The organism is uncultured Brachyspira sp., assembly GCF_949287625.1.
GTDB lineage: Bacteria > Spirochaetota > Brachyspiria > Brachyspirales > Brachyspiraceae > Brachyspira.
In genome coordinates, this window is record NZ_CASEGO010000055.1 from 1 (window position 1) to 16692 (window position 16692).

At 27.2% G+C, this 16692-nt stretch carries 17 protein-coding genes and 1 other RNA gene; 10 read left to right on the top strand and 8 right to left on the bottom strand.

Annotation, left to right across the window (positions count from 1 at the left end; all coding sequences use genetic code 11):
• Window positions 1–165: 165 nt before the first annotated feature.
• Together ssrA and Q1X91_RS09500 are read left to right on the top strand one after the other, a co-directional pair.
• Window positions 166–518, top strand: a transfer-messenger RNA (tmRNA) gene (gene ssrA, locus Q1X91_RS09495).
• A gap of 48 nt (window positions 519–566) precedes the next feature.
• A complete protein-coding gene (locus Q1X91_RS09500; protein ID WP_300756372.1) occupies window positions 567–974 on the top strand; it encodes a hypothetical protein in 408 nt (135 codons plus the stop codon).
• Between the two features lie 83 nt (window positions 975–1057).
• Here Q1X91_RS09500 and Q1X91_RS09505 read toward each other — a convergent pair whose 3' ends face one another.
• The 7 genes from Q1X91_RS09505 to Q1X91_RS09535 form a co-directional block, all read right to left on the bottom strand.
• Window positions 1058–2644 carry a 1,4-alpha-glucan branching protein domain-containing protein gene (locus Q1X91_RS09505; protein WP_300756375.1) on the bottom strand — a complete coding sequence of 529 codons (1587 nt, stop codon included), beginning with the start codon at window positions 2642–2644 and terminating at the stop codon, window positions 1058–1060.
• 129 nt (window positions 2645–2773) lie between these two features.
• Window positions 2774–3160, bottom strand: coding sequence for a transcriptional repressor (locus tag Q1X91_RS09510; RefSeq protein WP_300756378.1), 387 nt, complete (start codon window positions 3158–3160; stop codon window positions 2774–2776).
• Between the two features lie 122 nt (window positions 3161–3282).
• Window positions 3283–3834 (bottom strand): hypothetical protein, encoded by a 552-nt coding sequence (locus Q1X91_RS09515; RefSeq protein ID WP_300756381.1) that lies wholly within the window; start codon window positions 3832–3834, stop codon window positions 3283–3285.
• Between the two features lie 67 nt (window positions 3835–3901).
• Window positions 3902–4576: a late competence development ComFB family protein gene (locus tag Q1X91_RS09520; RefSeq protein ID WP_300756384.1), complete on the bottom strand. Its 675-nt coding sequence runs from the start codon at window positions 4574–4576 to the stop codon at window positions 3902–3904.
• Window positions 4577–4980: 404 nt separating this feature from the next.
• Window positions 4981–5877, bottom strand: coding sequence for an Rpn family recombination-promoting nuclease/putative transposase (locus Q1X91_RS09525; RefSeq protein WP_300756387.1), 897 nt, complete (start codon window positions 5875–5877; stop codon window positions 4981–4983).
• Between the two features lie 253 nt (window positions 5878–6130).
• Window positions 6131–7147 (bottom strand): DNA polymerase III subunit delta, encoded by a 1017-nt coding sequence (gene holA / locus Q1X91_RS09530; protein WP_366945511.1) that lies wholly within the window; start codon window positions 7145–7147, stop codon window positions 6131–6133.
• A 38-nt stretch (window positions 7148–7185) separates the two neighbouring features.
• Entirely contained in the window at window positions 7186–7605 is a 420-nt protein-coding gene (locus Q1X91_RS09535) for an HIRAN domain-containing protein (protein ID WP_300756392.1), read from the bottom strand.
• A 286-nt stretch (window positions 7606–7891) separates the two neighbouring features.
• Between Q1X91_RS09535 and Q1X91_RS09540 the strand changes: the two genes are divergently transcribed.
• The 8 genes from Q1X91_RS09540 (at window position 7892) to Q1X91_RS09575 (ending at window position 15125) form a co-directional block, all read left to right on the top strand.
• Window positions 7892–8395 carry a hypothetical protein gene (locus Q1X91_RS09540; RefSeq protein WP_300756395.1) on the top strand — a complete coding sequence of 168 codons (504 nt, stop codon included), beginning with the start codon at window positions 7892–7894 and terminating at the stop codon, window positions 8393–8395.
• Between the two features lie 17 nt (window positions 8396–8412).
• A complete protein-coding gene (locus Q1X91_RS09545) occupies window positions 8413–9429 on the top strand; it encodes a hypothetical protein (protein ID WP_300756398.1) in 1017 nt (338 codons plus the stop codon).
• 19 nt (window positions 9430–9448) lie between these two features.
• Window positions 9449–10186 (top strand): outer membrane beta-barrel protein, encoded by a 738-nt coding sequence (locus tag Q1X91_RS09550; protein ID WP_300756418.1) that lies wholly within the window; start codon window positions 9449–9451, stop codon window positions 10184–10186.
• Between the two features lie 20 nt (window positions 10187–10206).
• Complete coding sequence (locus Q1X91_RS09555; protein WP_300756401.1) at window positions 10207–10872, top strand: outer membrane protein; 666 nt, start codon at window positions 10207–10209, stop codon at window positions 10870–10872.
• Between the two features lie 10 nt (window positions 10873–10882).
• Entirely contained in the window at window positions 10883–11530 is a 648-nt protein-coding gene (locus tag Q1X91_RS09560) for an invasin (RefSeq protein ID WP_300756404.1), read from the top strand.
• Window positions 11531–11669: 139 nt separating this feature from the next.
• Complete coding sequence (locus tag Q1X91_RS09565; RefSeq protein ID WP_300756407.1) at window positions 11670–12764, top strand: leucine-rich repeat domain-containing protein; 1095 nt, start codon at window positions 11670–11672, stop codon at window positions 12762–12764.
• Between the two features lie 19 nt (window positions 12765–12783).
• Window positions 12784–13440, top strand: a complete 657-nt coding sequence (locus Q1X91_RS09570; RefSeq protein ID WP_300756410.1) for a leucine-rich repeat protein — start codon at window positions 12784–12786, stop codon at window positions 13438–13440.
• Between the two features lie 425 nt (window positions 13441–13865).
• Window positions 13866–15125, top strand: coding sequence for a phospholipase D-like domain-containing protein (locus Q1X91_RS09575; protein ID WP_300756413.1), 1260 nt, complete (start codon window positions 13866–13868; stop codon window positions 15123–15125).
• A 79-nt stretch (window positions 15126–15204) separates the two neighbouring features.
• Here the strand turns inward: Q1X91_RS09575 and metK are convergent, their stop codons facing one another.
• Window positions 15205–16389 (bottom strand): methionine adenosyltransferase, encoded by a 1185-nt coding sequence (gene metK, locus Q1X91_RS09580; protein ID WP_300756415.1) that lies wholly within the window; start codon window positions 16387–16389, stop codon window positions 15205–15207.
• Window positions 16390–16692: the final 303 nt, after the last annotated feature.

Genomic DNA, 16692 nt, shown 5'->3' on the forward strand with positions numbered 1-16692 from the left:
CATAAAAGAATACATTCTACTTTAAATTATGATACTCCTATGCTATACTTTAAGAAATTAAGGAATACTTAAATGCAATATGTATGGAACCCGTGCAGTCTAATAATAAATTTATTATTGACATTTTTATTATAAATGCTACACTATAAATATAGTTCTTTGAAAGGGGATGCTCCGGCTTCGACTGCGATGGTTGGAACGTATTTTGCATAGCTGTGCTAGGTGTACGCACATTAATATCATACTAAACAATAAGTGCAGACGAATACGCACTTGCAGCTTAATTGAAGCTGCCGCTGATTAAGCAATTTGTCTATGGGTTGTTTTTTCGGTGTCAAAACACATAGAACTTGTATTAGGTGCTGTAAGAGCCTGATATTACGTATACTCTTACTAGTTTTATAGCTTTTCTGCTTATCTTCTACCTATAAAGCGAAACTCTTAAAGATAAGATATGCTATGTAGACGAATATGGTACGCTTCGTAGGACGCGGGTTCGAGTCCCGCCATCTCCAATATTCAATTAAATATTCTTACATTTAATTTTTAAGGTTTCTTATTACAAAATGAAAATAGACTATAATCTTATTAAAAATATTCTTCAATTTATAAATAATAATGAATTTTATCAAATAAAAGGTTATGACTTATCAAAAGAGTTTGACTGCCACTGTGAATATAAAAGGGTTTCTAATATTTTGGGTACGCCAAATAAAGAAGATATAGAAAAAGAAAAATTACATAATAAAAAAATAAATAATTTCTTAAGCCATATACAGCTTCTATATGATAATAGGTGTTTAGGAATTAATGCTTATCCTGAAGATATAAGAATTGTAAATAATAATAACATAAGAATAATGCCCAATGGATACGAATTATTATATATATTAAATAATTTTGATATAACACAATCTATAGAAAAAAATATACCAATATCTATTATAATAAAGAAATACAAAAACGAAATATAATAAATATAATTTTGTGTTTATTTACAAAAAAGAGTATGCATATTAAATATACATACTCTTTAATTTTTTTAATCAAATTGTTTTTAACTGTATATTCTGAAATCCATCTCAGGGAATATATCATCACGCCACTCTATCTTTCTAAGCCATTCTTCGTTTAAATCTCTGTTTTTTATAGCATAGTATAGGTCTGTAAATCTTCTGATATATAGTTTTGTGATATTAACAGCATAATCAACCATAGTACCTGTATGCATAATAAAAGCCCAGTCGCTACTTTGAGCAAGTAATAATTCTCTTGCTGCCTGATTCAATGCTCTTTCATAAAGACCTGTTTCATTATAATAATCATGGGCTAATTCTATCATACGCTCAGCTGCTTTATGCAAATGCCTGTAAATCCAGCCATTGCTTCCATTAAGCCAAACCTCTCCGTATCCATTAGCTCCCCAGCTTGACATAGAAGGCATTGAAATTTGATTTACTGGGTGTCTTTCTAAATATTCTTTAGGAGTTATAGTTTCTATTGTGTCCTGATCATGATGTATCTTTCTCATTAAAAACTCTATAAACATAGGGCCTTCATACCACCAATGCCCGAAAAGCTCAGCATCATAAGGAGATACTACTATAGGAGGTCTGTCCATTACAGAAGCTAGATACTCAATCTGTTTTTCTCTGTTAAACATAAAGTTGCCTGCATGATCCCCTGCAGCTTCCATAGCCCACTCTGGATTATAAGGCTCTTTAGGGCAGTCTTTACCTGTAATTCTATAGTATTTTATACCCGTATTTTTTCTAAGACCATTACTTTGTATAAAGTCTTTAATATACTCAAAAGGCAAATCATAACCAATATCTCTATAGAATTCTCTGTATCTAAAATCACCAGGATATCCTACTTCGGCACTCCATACACTTCTTGAACTTTCTATATCTCTTCCAAAAGCAGCAACCCTACTCTCTCTTGAACAATATAGAGGTGCATAAACTCCGTATTTCGGAACTTTATCAGCGTACATTATACCATGCGTATCAACAAAAAAATATTTTAATCCATTGTTTGCAAGATATTTTTCAAGTCCTGGAAAGAATCCGCATTCTCCAAGCCATATACCAGTAGGTTTTCTTCCCATATGTTTTTCATGGGTTTTTACAGCCATTTTTAATTGGGCTTCTATTGCTTTAGGATATTCCTGCATAAATGGAAAAAATCCATGTGTTGCACCGCAGGTAATTATCTCTAAATTTCCTCTTTCTAAAAAGTATCTGAATCCGTTTAATATATTTTTATTGTATTTATAAACAAAAATATCTCTTATCTTTTTAAATTTATCTCTGTAAAACTCAGCAGTATGATGAAAATTCGGATCTAATGAAGTTCTTTCACATTCCAACTCTGACAGCTTAATCAATTTCTCTATATAATTAACATATCTATTTTGAAGCAACTCATTAGCTAACATATTCATAAGAGGAGGAGTTACACTCATAGTTATTTTAAAGTTTATACCGTCATTAACCATTCTATCATAAGCATCTAATAAAGGTATATAAGTTTCTGTAATAGCTTCATATAGCCATTCTTCCTCTAAAAAATTTTCATGTTCAGGGTGTCTCACATAGGGTAAGTGAGCATGAAGCACTAAAGCTAAATAGCCTTTTGACATAATTATTCCTTCAATTAAAAATATTATATATAATTAGTATATAAAATATAAATATTAAAATCAAGACTCTAAATATAGTTTTATCAATAAAAAATAAACATTATCAATTCTTTTCAAATATATAAAATATTAAGAATTTTTACATTTTTTACATATTCCAGTAAATACTATATCATGTTTAAATACTTCTACATCATACTCTTTTGAAACTAATTCATCTAGCTTTTTTTGGTATTCCATAGGTATATCTAATAACTTTTTACATTTGCTGCATTGAAAGTGATAGTGTTCATTTGTAATATGATCAAAACGAACTGCGTCATCTATAACCGAAAGTTTTTGTATTTCTTTGGTTTCTGATAATAGATTTAAATTTCTATATACAGTACCTAAACTTATAGATGGAAAATTGGGCTTAATATAATTATAAACTTCTTCTGAAGTTGGGTGATTTTTCAATTCTCTTACAGCATTTAAAATAACTTTCTTTTGTATAGTGTTTCTTGTATTATTCATAATGATAATTCCTTATGATATAAAAAAATAATTAATAATAAATCTTATTTAGTAATATAAATATATAATCAAGTAATTTTTTTGTCAAGAAAAAAATATAATATTTTACTGACTTGCAAATATTAAAATATATTTAAATTGATATAATCTATAGTTAAATTATCTGAATTATCTAAATAAGTTTTTGTTATAATTATTTTATAAGTATCTGACTTATGTGTATAAACTTCAGATAATGTATTACCATTAGTATCATCTAATAAATATTTTTCAAGCTGTATATTGTTAGAAGACAAACTGCTTAAAACACTCTCAAGAAAAACATCGGTATTATTAGAACTATTAATTGTTATTTGACCTATAGAATTATTATCTGTAAAAACTACAAGCTCTGCTTCATTTTCCCTTATCTTAATAGTCTTTCTTAAGATATTATTAGCTATAAAAGCTCTGTCAATATCAAAAATCTCAGATAAACTATCAAGCGAATCCTTAAAAGAGAGCGATGCCAAAGTTTTTACATCATTATTTCCATAAGTTATTATATTATAATATGTAAAAGGGCTTGTTATAGTTACAACTTCATAAGAGTCCATGTTTTTATGAATTAAATTTGCTATTACTATAAAAATAACTAAAAAGCAGGCAAATACAATAAATCTAATTGCTTTCATCAATTTCTCTTAAATAAAAAAGATTATATAAAAAATAATAACCAATCATTATTTAAAATAGATATATTTAACTAGGTATATTATGATTTTCTATTAAAAGTATATCATTAACCTCTTCTATAGAAAAAAGAGGCATATCTCCTGCATTATAATATGATGGTTTTATCTTAAATGATAATACGCTTTCATACTGCATAAATTTTTCAGATTCTATAACAATATCCAAATTAACTTCTACTTCTTCATTAGAATCAACTTTTTTAGGCATAAAACAAAACATAAACTTTCCAGGTACATTGCTTGATACTATAGCAGGATTTGGAAAGTTAACACCATATCCCTGCAGTATCTTTCCCTCACAAAATATATAAACTAAAGCATTTTCTATTTTTTCAAAATTATTAGAAGCAGTAATATTTCCCATTATACTAGGATAAGTTAAATAATAACCGCTCTCATCTATAGAAGGAACAGATTCTAATAAAGTATTTTCTTTTCTTCTGCTAACTATATCGCAGGCATCTGCTATAATACTTAGTATCTCTGTATTACTTTGAATAGGATCCTTATTGTAGCTGTGAAGTACTCCTCTGGCACTTGTAACATACTGAGGCTGAACTCTATTTAAAGTATATGCTATAATATCCATACGCATATTGGTATTAACAGGAATATTTTTCTCTTTCAAATATGAATCTGCTAATTTTGACACTTTTTGTTCCATAAGATTTACTAAATACATAAAAACCGCCCTCCGAAGCTAATAATATTATACAAAACAAACCGTTATTTGTCAAAACAAATTTATGGCTGCAATATATTTTTTATTGTTAAATTAATAACAAATGGAAATATAAACTATAAAATTATGATAAATTAATTAATAATTTAGAATTGTTTTAAAGCATTATAATTGTTGAAATTTTTATATATACTTGTTTCAGATCTATTTTGATAAATATTTATAATTATTATTTCGAATTTATTTAAGGCTTTTCCATTACAAAGTACGCAAAGTACTGCTATGAGTGCTTACTCAAACCCAATGTTATTCAAAATTTAATAATGGATTTATGGTATTAATTTATGAATATGAAAAACAATTATATATTATTACATTTTTGTTATTTTAGTCATATATTTTTATTATAATTTTTCTATTTTCTCTATACTCAAACCTGTTACTTTACTTATAATATTAATATCTATATTTTCTTTTTTCATATTTTTAGCTAATGAATATTTTTCTTGTTCTATACCTTTCTCTATACCTTTCTCTATACCCTCCTTTATACCTTCTTCCTTACCCAATCTTCTCTCTTCATCAAGCATTATCTGATTACCATATAAATATGCTTCTTTTTTCTCATATTCCATCATCATTAATCTGCTTTTCACAAAATTATTATATTTTTTTTGTACTTCTTCCATTATGGGTTTTTCTTTTACTATTTCAGACATAGATGCCTCCAAATTTTTGCTTGTAAATATTTTTAGCCAGTAATTTAAATCTTTAGATAATACATTTTTCTTAAACTTTTTTAATTCTATTATATGTATTTGAAGATGATCTGTTAATAACTTTTTATTGTTCATCTCATAAAGCATATAGCAGGAATGTATATTTTTTGTTTTATCTAAATTAAAATTAAGAATATTTATACTTATTACTGGAGTTAATTCATCGTATTTTTCACCATGTTTTAATAATTTACTGTAATTAGATGCCCAGTAATAAAGTATACGTTCTGGAAATCTTGAATTGCCTTGTAATTGTATTTCTATAATAACAACAGAACCATTCTGGGTTATACATTTAACATCTACTATCGTCTCTTTTAAATTCCTATTTTTTTTAAAATTAAATGGAGTAAGAATTTCAACAGAACGAAAAGTTTTCATATTGGCATTAATCATTATAGAATTAATAAAGTCTAAAAGTATAGACTCACTGCTTCCTTTATCAGTAAATAGGTATCTTATAAAATAATCATTCAAAGGATTAAAATATTTTATTTGTTCAGTATTAAATTTCTTCTTCATAGATATATTATAATTAAATATTTTCTAAAAGTCAAAGTATAATTTTTAATTTATTATTTGATGTATTTTTGTTATTTTTGTTTACTATCTAGTTTTTGTGTTATATTTTATCTAATATCTTTTTACTATATTTTATTATTCTTTCGGATAAAATATACATGGCATTTGCGTAAAAAAAGTTGATAATACATTTACAAAAATATAGAAATTGACAAATTGAAATAGTTTCGGTGTATATATGCAAACTTATTAATTATTTAGTTATAGTAAATAAAAATAACTCAAAATGTGCTTTAAAAATATTTGCAGGAGTTGTAACGCTTAATGTATTTAAATACGATATTTTAGATATTATTTCATTAACCTCTTCCAAAGAAAAAAGTTTTAATGAAGTTTTCTTTTTTTTCAGTATAAACTCTGGAATTTTTGTTAATTTGCTTATTTCATTTAATGTAGTTTGAGGCGGAAATATTTTCATATAGTAAATAGCTAAAAAATTATTCATCATAAGAGTGATAGAACTTGAAGCCTCCTGATCCAATCTATGCATTATACTAAAAGTTTTTTTTCTGTTTCTCTCAAAAACAGCATCCAAAAAATCAAATATATTTCTGTTTTTAGATACATATGTAAAATCCATTATATCTTCTACATTTAGATATTCTTTATCATTGTAGCTGCATATTTTGGCAAGTTCTGAATAAAGAGAATCATAATCCAAATTTATATTATTAATTAAATATTCAACAGCATCAGAAGATATCTTTTTACCCTGTTTAGTTATATAAGCATTTATTAATCCTCTAAAATCTTTCTCATCTGGAAGAGGAAAGTCTATAAAATTAATATTATGAGATCCCTGTTTTTTAGAAAAATATTTGTATATAGGGTCTTCTTCTAATGAACTTTCTGTTTCTAATACAACTATAGCGGTTTTAGAAGGATTTAAACAGTATTCTAAAAAATCCTCCTGAAAATTATTGTATTTATAAATTATAATAAGTCTAAGTTTAGATCCAAAAGGCGGAGTATCAGCAACCTCTAAAGGAGCAAACCCTACAGCATCATTTTTATCATAAAATACGCTGTAATTCATCTCGCTGTCGCCCTCATCTGGAAACATAGATGAATGCAAAGCAGCTGCAAATGCCTTTTTAAAAAGCCTTTCTTTACCTGTTAGTATATAAACACAGTATTTAAAAGGCTCTTTTATATAATTATCTTTTATTTTTTGAAAATCTAATTCGGTTTTTACTGAAACTTTATTCATAACAGACATATAATATCATATATTAATTAATATGCAAATCAAACAGCTCTTTTCTTTTTTTTATCTATATCTATAAAAACTCTAATTTCTATTTTACACTCATCAATTGCATCTAATTTTACATTTTTTATTATGGCATATACCCTATTTCTCTTATCTTCAAGTTTATATGATATTAAAGGCGATATAACACTAGGAACATAGCCAAGCCTCACAAAATCCTTATCATAAATAGCTATTGCAAACCTATCATAAGGATTAGCTATCTCATGAACCAAATTAATCGGCTCATTTTTTAAAAGCGAATATATCAAATCTTTCCCGTCATTATATTTATATCCTGCCACAAAAAAATCTATATAATATCTTTTAGTTTTGTAATTTCTGTTTATAATAATCCTTTTGAAACTTTCTTCATGATTGATTATATAGGTAGTATGTTTTGTAGTTTTATTCATAAGACAAGAAATTTACCTTAAAAATGTTAATGCATGTTATAAATTTTACTTCAATTCAAATTTTCTGTCAAGATACAAAATAATACAATTTCATAAAAAACTGAAAGGCATTTGATATGATGTATTTTTAAGAAAAAAATAATATATGAATTTTATAACTGCAAAATTAAATTTTATTATTATTCTATCCGAGTTAATATTAATACTATTTTTATTTTAGTTGTTTTTATGAATAAAAATTATATAATTAAATAACGATATATTTTTTATTTTTAAGGAGAAATAAATGAAATTATTAAAATATATTTTAATAATTTGTACTTTTCTTTTTGTATTTTCATGCAAAAAAACAGAACTTACAGTAACTGAACCAGGACCGGATTACATTTTAAACAAATTGATAAACGGTGTTTGGGATGGTGTTAATATAAGCGGAGATACATTAACTCTTAACGGTCAAAACTATACATTTGAAGATTCTTTATTAGGAATAGCTGGTATTTTTGCCAATGAAAATGAATATGTAATAGCAGCACCTCTTGGAAATTTAATAACTATTACTACAGACAGCGGAAGTACAGATGGGCTTAAAGAAATAATCAATATAGTTGGACAGGAAAATGCTGTTGGTGTTATTAATGGAATAGCAAATAGTAAGGATCCAAGTGATATTAAGCCTGAAGATGTAATAGGAAATGCCGCTGTTACAGAAGAAGAAGCAAATAAAATAGGCGAAATACTTGGCGGATTACATTTTGGGACAGTTAACTCAAATCCTGCTAAACAGTAATTATTTAAGGTTATAATATGAAAAAAATTATTACAGCTATTATAGTATTTAATATATCATTTATTAGTCTGTATGCTAATGGTATAGCTTTATCAACTCAATCGGACACTAATACTTATAGCTGGATTAAAGGCAGACAAATTATCAGTGTAAACCTAAATCCGGGATATGCTGGTATGTTTCCGCCTCTTTTAAATACAATATTTGATAATTACCAGACATTTACAGGATTAGCAGGATTTGATTTAGGTCAAATAAATGATTATTTAAGTGCTATAGAAGCAAAGGGAAGTTTTTGGTATGTTCCTAATGTGTCATATACATTAATGCTTCACCCGCGTATAGGTGTAGAAATAGGCTTTGGTGTACAATCTATGTCATTTCAGCTTGGAGTACCAAAAGATAAAGCAGCAGATTTAGCAAAAAATTTTCTTCCAGCTGGATCTATACCAGATGTAAGTGTACCAGATGTGCCAAATATTCCGGGGGTAGATGTTCCAGATGTAAATGTTCCTAGTACTGATGATGTTGTAGACAATATTGTTAATACTTTAATAGGTTCTGATACTTATCTTAAAGCATCTTTAATATATTTTCCTGCAACAATAGGAGTAAAATTCTTTGCAGGTAAAAAAAGGCAGATTATAAATACATTAAGATTTGGTGTGGAAGTATTAATGTATGATATTGAAACTCAAAACGGTATTTCCGGACTTCATACAAAAAGACATACTATTGATACTACAATGTATTTTTCATATGAATTAGGCTGGACTATAGAACTTTTCCCAAACAAAGAATGGCCTGTAAAACCTTATATAGATATATCAATACTAGAAATAGGATACTATGTAAGATCGGCAGTACCGGGGCTTTATGCAGATATTCATGAAGGAATTGGATTTTTCGGAAGCGGACTAGTTGATATAAATGCTATGGTGCCTACTTGGGAATCTTTCCCAAAATGGTTTAATTATGTATCAGCTATAAAGTTCTCATTATTTCCTAGAATAGGCTTCAGTTTAAGATTTTAGTTAGAGGTATAATAAGATGATGATAAGAAAACAATTAATTGCTTTATTACTTTTTATACTTACTAGCATATCTTTTGCACAAAATACATCAGGCGATACAAATGTATCAAATAATACAGTAGATAAAAATGTAAAATATGATAATACTCAAACAAATACAGTATCTGTAATTTCGCATAGACATTCTCTAGGTGTCAACTTCGGTTCTACTGTTTTTTATATGTTAATAGCTCCTTCAATGGTAAATATAATGTTTCCAACAGGGGATTCCAACAATCTAAAACTTCAGGGAAATTTCGGACTTGATTTAACATACACTTACAGAGCAGCTAATAAAATAGATGTTAATGTAGATGCTGGTTTTTATGCTATGAAAACATATTATGATAATGATACTATTACATATAATGGTGATGTTTACGGTATAGGAGCTTCTATTGGAGTTAGATTCTATTATAACAAAAAAGACAGAGCATCAGGATTTTTCTTAATGCCTAAATTTGGAGGAACTTTATTTATAACTCATAACAAAGAGTTCTTAAAGGAAAGTTCTACTTATACAAACAGAAATACATATATATATGATTTTTATATTTCAGGGGAAATTGGTTTTAGAATAGATTTGTCAAGAAGTTTTGGTATTAATAGCGGTTTGCGTCCGTTTTTTGATATATCAATACTTGATATAGGATATTCTTATAATCATTTATTAAGATTTGTACCTTTGCCAAGATTTGCTATTGGGGTATTGTTTTAAACTAAAAAGGATATTATTTTATGAAGTTTATGATAAAAAAACTTTTGCTTGCTTGTTTACTTACAGCTTGTTTTGGCAATATGCTTACAGCTAAGGATATAGGGCTTTATTTAACACCTAAATTTATATTTAATATTGGAGACTCTGGAATACAAAAAGAAGGCGATAAAAAAAATACTATGAATATGTATGTAGGCGGCGGTCTCTCTATCGGATATAATTTTGATATATTTCATAAATACAGTACAGTAAGAATAGAATTTGAATATTTATACAGAAACCCTACTCCTAATAATGCATATCTTAATAACATACAATCTATGCAGGTTCATACATTTTTAGCAGCAGCATACTATGATATCAATTTTTTATATATTAATTATGATAATAAAGACTCTAAAAGAAGTGTATTAAATAATGGGAAAAGACCTGTAATGTCAATTTATCTTGGCTTTTTAGTAGGAGGTGCATTAAATACATGCATTATAAATACCATATATGAATATAATGGTATTTTCAAAGACAGCACATATTATAATGAATTACAATTTCTTTACGGAGCTGGCGGAGGCTTAGCTTTTCATCTAACGCCTGTATTAAGCCTAGATTTAGGGTACAGAATTCTGCTTAATTTAGAAAGCAAGTTCACTCATGATGCTGCAGTTTCTATAAGATTTAATTTTTAGGAGAACTTAGATGAAAAGATATTATATAATAGCAGCATTTTTATTTATGTTTATATATTATAGTCCTAACAAACTGTTTTCTATTATACCTGAAGGATTATATATATCTCCTAAAGTTGTATTTTCACATGACGGAAGTTATTATTATACTAAGGATAACGAGGAAAAAGGATATCTTAATTATTTCGGCGGAGGTTTTTCATTAGGATACAGCATACCTACTATTAATAAATCATCTCCTGTAAGATTTGAATTTGAGTATTTAGGAAGAAAAATAATAAGTATGTCTGATGATATAACTCTTCATACTCTTTTAGGGTCTGTATATTTTGATATAAACTTCTTTCTTATAAAAGAAAAATTAACAGATGAAAGTTATAAGCAAACACTGCTAAATAAATATCCTCCTTTTACTATTTATTTAGGTGTCTCAATTGGGGGAAGAATAAAAGACTGCCTTTGTGTAGAATCACAAAATACTGAAATTAAATTCAGAAATGCAGCAAGTACATTAGTATTCGGATTTAGCGGAGGATTTGCCTTTAATCTGCGTTCGTATATATCTTTGGATTTGGGATACAGATATTTGATAGATACAAGGGCTGACAGTTATCATGAAGTACTATTGGGATTGAGATTTAAAATACCTAAAATGTAAAATAATAATATATTTGTAATGGTTTTAAATAAAAAAATATAAAAAGAAACTAAAATATTTTTTATATTTATATTGTTTTTTTATTTTTCTATTATAAAATATATTAGAAATAATAAAATCGGTTTGAGGTATAATACATATGTTTAATTATATAAAATATTTATTAGTAATATTGATATTTTTATCATCTTTATCATCATGCAGCAATAAAACAACATCTCCTTCAAATAATCAAACAGAATCTTCTCCGTCATCACCTGACAATGTGCCTGAAAATATCGTGAAAAATTATTCTGTTAAGGCTGATGAAAGTGAAGCAAATATAGAAGCTAAAATGCAGGAATATTTTGCTGAATACGGTTATTATTCTATATTTTTAGAAGATACAAAAGAAAATATTGATAAAAATAACACAATATCAAAAATAAATACTATAATAGCAAAAGATACATATACTAAAGACGGAGTTTATCTCGATTTAAGCAAAACTACGATGACAGATATAGCAGACAATGCTTTTGAAGATAATAAAAATCTGTTTGGTATTAAATTACCAGAAACTATAACATCAATCGGAGAAAATGCATTTGTAGATTGTTCAAGTTTAAAAACAATTAACTTTCCTTCTTCTCTTACATCAATAGGAGAGTATGCATTTCAATCATGTATAAAATTGGAAACAGCAGATCTAAGCCAAACGAAAATTATTGAAATAAAAGGTAATTCTTTTCATAGCTGTTCAAGTTTGAAAAATATTGTTCTATCACAGTCAATATTAGCTATACAGGCGAATGCATTTCATTCATGCACTTCATTGGAAGAGGTTGCTTTGCCTGATAATTTTATAGGTATTGCAAGTTCAGCATTTGCAGAATGTAAAGCTTTAAAAAAAGTAACTTTAAATGAAAAAATCACACAGATTTCTGGTATGGCTTTTTACAACTGTACATCATTAGAAAAAATTAGTCTTCCTAGCTCTATAAAAACAATACGTCAATATGCTTTTACAGGCTGCACTTCTTTGAAACAAATAGAATATTTAGGAACCACTCCTTCAAGTGTTGCAGCTGATGCAGCAGCATTTTCAGCATACTCTACAGCAGGAGCTGCTCCTTTAGAGAGTTTGTATCTTCCTAATGTAGCAAATGCTCCTAGTGACGGCAGCTGGAATAATTTCTTAAACTATGACTGGAGTAAAAAAACTATAAATTATGCTCAAAGTATGCCTAAATAATAATAACAGGAATAAATAAGTGAAGAAATTAATAATAATATTTATATCTTTAGCAGTATATTCCTGCAATTATAAGCCTATTTCTTCATACTGTTTGTGCGGTCCTACTAGTATAGAAAATATTGCAATATCTAGTATTGGTGCTAATTCTACCGAAGAAGAAATAAAAACTGCTTTGGAAAATAATAAAAATGCAACAGGAAAAAATATTATAATAATCACTGGGCATATAGATAATAATTCATCAATTTTTGATAATATAAAAAAAGCTATTCAAAATGAAACTGATATAATATTAGATTTATCAGGTTCATCTTTTGAAACTTCATACACCTTTACATTGGAAGGAACTTCAGCATTAACTACAGTTCTTCTTCCCACTATTCAGCAAATAACAGCTGATTTTTTCAAAGACTGCACATCTTTAGTTAATGTACAGATACCAAGCACTGTAGTAAAGATAAATAATACGAGCTTTGAAAACTGCACTTCGCTTAAAAATGTTGAATATCTAGGAACTTCTCCGAATGCTCTGACAGTTTCAGTTTTTCCATCAGCTTCTCCTACAGATTTATACCTTCCTAATGTAGCCTCCAATCCAAATAATAATAGCTGGAATAATTTTTTGGGCGTATCTTGGACTTCAGTACATTATGGTACTTCTATGACTTATTAATAGTTTTTACAATTTTTTATTTAATTAAACTTGTTTTAAAAATCTTATAGTATTTCTTATTATAGTTTTGGTAAATCCTCATTTTTTACAAACTTAAAAATTTTATTTTGTCAACTTATGTACATTATACAGAATTATCATCTTTTTTGCCGCGACTTCGTCAAAGTTTTTATCCTTCAGATACACTTTGCTAAAACGCAATTACTAGAACTTTATATTTTATATATATGTATTAAATGTAGTGTGTATCCCTAAATTTAGGCTACACCACAGGCACGCAGAGCGAGGCGGACAGGCGTCATAAAAGAACTGGGGGCGTCACGACTGTGAAGCCCTGCAATATTTTAAATTTAAAAAATAATTTTTTGACAAATCATATTTGTTTAAGTATAATTTAATTAATTTCTAATATCGGAGAATAAAAGATGAATTTATTTACAAATTCTAATGATAAACATGACTTTTTGAAAACAGCATTGAAGTATAGTATAAAAGAAAATGATGATATATTTATAGCAACTGCATTTTTTAATGATACAGAAATAATAAATAATGCTATAGAAAAAAATTGTAATATAAAACTTATTGTAAGATTATCATTAGCAACTTCCATAGAAAGATTAAAAGAATTATATAATAAAAAAAATGTTCATATTAGATTTTTTACATCAGAAAGTTTTCATCCAAAACTATATATATTTGGCAATTCTGTAGCATTTATAGGTTCATCAAATTTAACTAAAAGCGGTATATTATCTAATCAAGAAATAAATGTTTCAATAGATTCTAATAATATAATTTTTGATGATTTAATAAATTGTTTTTATGATTATTGGGAAAGTGCTGAAGTACTAAATGATAATATAATAGAAAAATATTCAAAAATAGAAGAAGAATATTATAATGTAGATATACAAATAAGAAACTTTAAACAAAAATTAAAAGAAGAAATAGGTGATTTTAAATTTGATAATATTACCACTATTGATAATGCTAAAAAAAACAAGAAATTATCATATATTTCAGATTTTAAAAGAAAATATCAAATATTTTTGGACTGTTATAAAAGATTAACCAAAATGTATAAATTGTCTCTTATAAAACTTAAAATTAATAGAAAGTACAATAATTTACCATTAAAGATAGAAATAGATCAGTTTTTAAACTGGATAAAAGAAAATAAAATAAGAGAAGAAAAAAGTTATACAAAAATTAATGATGATGATATAGAACTAAAATTACAATATCTTATTAAAGAATATTATGATAATTATGACATTGAAGATCAATATATTACAAATTATAACAGATGTAAAGATACTTTAAAAGAAAATAATATAAATACAGTATCTTATGATAAATTATATAAAGCTTTATTATTTATTAATGCTTTTAAAGATAGAAGACGTTTTTTTTCAAATAATTCTATGAAAGAAGAATTTTTGAATGGAAATAATGGTTTAGAAAATATAAAAAGAATAATTCATTATTTATTATATAATAATGAACCGTATGAAATAAAAATGGCTAACTGCATATATAATAAAGATTTCAAATTAAAAGCTTTTGGTCAAAGCTGTGTTAAAGAGTTGTTTGGAGTTATGAGTAGCGATGAAAATATTCCTTTATGTAATGATAGAATATTTAAATCTATGGAATATCTAGGATTTGGTAATTTAAAATAATTTTTTATGACAAATAAGGCTTGCTAATATTAGCAAGCCTTGAATGTTTAAAACTTTTTTATTCTTTAATTAAAATTAATTATTTAGCATTAGCAAACAAATCTTTTATATCTGTTTTCTCCCAAGTAAACTCTGGAAGCTCTCTGCCGAAGTGTCCGTAAGCAGTAGTTTTTTCGTAAATAGGTCTTCTCAAATCTAATTTTTTGATTATACCAGCTGGAGTTAAATCAAGCTCTTTAGAGACTATATTAGCTAATACCTCATCATGTACTTTTGCTGTACCGAAAGTATTAACATATACAGATAAAGGCTCTGGAACGCCTATAGCATAAGCAAATTGTACTAAAGCTCTGTCAGCTATACCAGAAGCTGCTATATTTTTAGCTACATATCTAGCCATATAGCATGCACTTCTATCTACTTTTGTAGGGTCTTTACCAGAGAAAGCTCCGCCGCCATGAGCACCATGTCCGCCGTAGCTGTCTACAATAATTTTTCTGCCTGTTAATCCGCAGTCTCCCATAGGACCGCCTACTACAAATAAACCTGTTGGGTTGATGTAGTATTTAGTGTTTTCATCTAGCATATTAGCAGGACATATTTCATTTATAACATGTTTTTTTATGTCTGCTTCTATTTGCTTATGATCAACACCTGCTGCATGCTGAGTAGAAATAACAATAGCTTCTATTCTAGCAGCTTTACCATCTTTATATTCAACAGTAACCTGACTTTTTCCGTCTGGTCTTAAATAGTCAACTATTTTTTCTTTTCTAACTTTAGCCAAACGTTCAGCCAATCTATGAGCTAAATGTATAGTTAAAGGCATAAATGTTTCAGTTTCATTTATAGCATAACCAAACATTATACCTTGATCGCCTGCACCTTCAGAAACATTTGATGATTCAGAATTAAACAATCCTTTACCAGCACTAACACCCATATCTATATCTGGAGACTGCTCAGCAATAGCCTCCATTACTGCACAAGTATCAGCATCAAAACCCATTTCGCTGCTTGTGTATCCTATTCGCCTTACGGTATCTCTGGCGATTTTTTGATAATCCAATCTAGCTTTTGTTGTTATCTCTCCAGCAATCAAAATCATTCCAGTTTTTGCTAAAGTTTCACAAGCTACTCTAGAATTAGGATCTTGTTTTAAACATTCGTCTAAGACTGCATCGCTTACAGCATCGCAGATCTTATCAGGATGGCCTTCTGTTACCGATTCAGAAGAGAAATAATAATTTTTTATCTCTGCCATAGTTTTACCTCTTTTTAAAATAATCAATCTATTTTACATTAGCATACATAAAAGTCAAGGAAATATTTAATAATTATTACAATTTAGTATAAATAAATGTTAAATATTTATTTTAAATAGCTGTGTAATTTTTTATGTACTTATATTATGCAGTTATTAAAAATTTTATTTAAACAAAGACAATAATTTTCTAAAAATAAAAAAATTATTATATAAAATATATCATATAGATTGACAAAAATTATTATTTATATTATCATATTCCGTATGAATAATTATTTGTTTTCTAATCAATACTTGAAG

What these genes read in the sequence shown, in the direction of transcription:
- Q1X91_RS09500 (WP_300756372.1), top strand. Translation starts at nt 567, where the DNA reads ATGAAAATAGACTATAATCTTATTAAAAATATTCTTCAATTTATAAAT.
- Q1X91_RS09505 (WP_300756375.1), bottom strand. Translation starts at nt 2,644, where the DNA reads ATGTCAAAAGGCTATTTAGCTTTAGTGCTTCATGCTCACTTACCCTAT.
- Q1X91_RS09510 (WP_300756378.1), bottom strand. Translation starts at nt 3,160, where the DNA reads ATGAATAATACAAGAAACACTATACAAAAGAAAGTTATTTTAAATGCT.
- Q1X91_RS09515 (WP_300756381.1), bottom strand. Translation starts at nt 3,834, where the DNA reads ATGAAAGCAATTAGATTTATTGTATTTGCCTGCTTTTTAGTTATTTTT.
- Q1X91_RS09520 (WP_300756384.1), bottom strand. Translation starts at nt 4,576, where the DNA reads ATGTATTTAGTAAATCTTATGGAACAAAAAGTGTCAAAATTAGCAGAT.
- Q1X91_RS09525 (WP_300756387.1), bottom strand. Translation starts at nt 5,877, where the DNA reads ATGAAGAAGAAATTTAATACTGAACAAATAAAATATTTTAATCCTTTG.
- holA (WP_366945511.1), bottom strand. Translation starts at nt 7,147, where the DNA reads ATGAATAAAGTTTCAGTAAAAACCGAATTAGATTTTCAAAAAATAAAA.
- Q1X91_RS09535 (WP_300756392.1), bottom strand. Translation starts at nt 7,605, where the DNA reads ATGAATAAAACTACAAAACATACTACCTATATAATCAATCATGAAGAA.
- Q1X91_RS09540 (WP_300756395.1), top strand. Translation starts at nt 7,892, where the DNA reads ATGAAATTATTAAAATATATTTTAATAATTTGTACTTTTCTTTTTGTA.
- Q1X91_RS09545 (WP_300756398.1), top strand. Translation starts at nt 8,413, where the DNA reads ATGAAAAAAATTATTACAGCTATTATAGTATTTAATATATCATTTATT.
- Q1X91_RS09550 (WP_300756418.1), top strand. Translation starts at nt 9,449, where the DNA reads ATGATAAGAAAACAATTAATTGCTTTATTACTTTTTATACTTACTAGC.
- Q1X91_RS09555 (WP_300756401.1), top strand. Translation starts at nt 10,207, where the DNA reads ATGAAGTTTATGATAAAAAAACTTTTGCTTGCTTGTTTACTTACAGCT.
- Q1X91_RS09560 (WP_300756404.1), top strand. Translation starts at nt 10,883, where the DNA reads ATGAAAAGATATTATATAATAGCAGCATTTTTATTTATGTTTATATAT.
- Q1X91_RS09565 (WP_300756407.1), top strand. Translation starts at nt 11,670, where the DNA reads ATGTTTAATTATATAAAATATTTATTAGTAATATTGATATTTTTATCA.
- Q1X91_RS09575 (WP_300756413.1), top strand. Translation starts at nt 13,866, where the DNA reads ATGAATTTATTTACAAATTCTAATGATAAACATGACTTTTTGAAAACA.
- metK (WP_300756415.1), bottom strand. Translation starts at nt 16,389, where the DNA reads ATGGCAGAGATAAAAAATTATTATTTCTCTTCTGAATCGGTAACAGAA.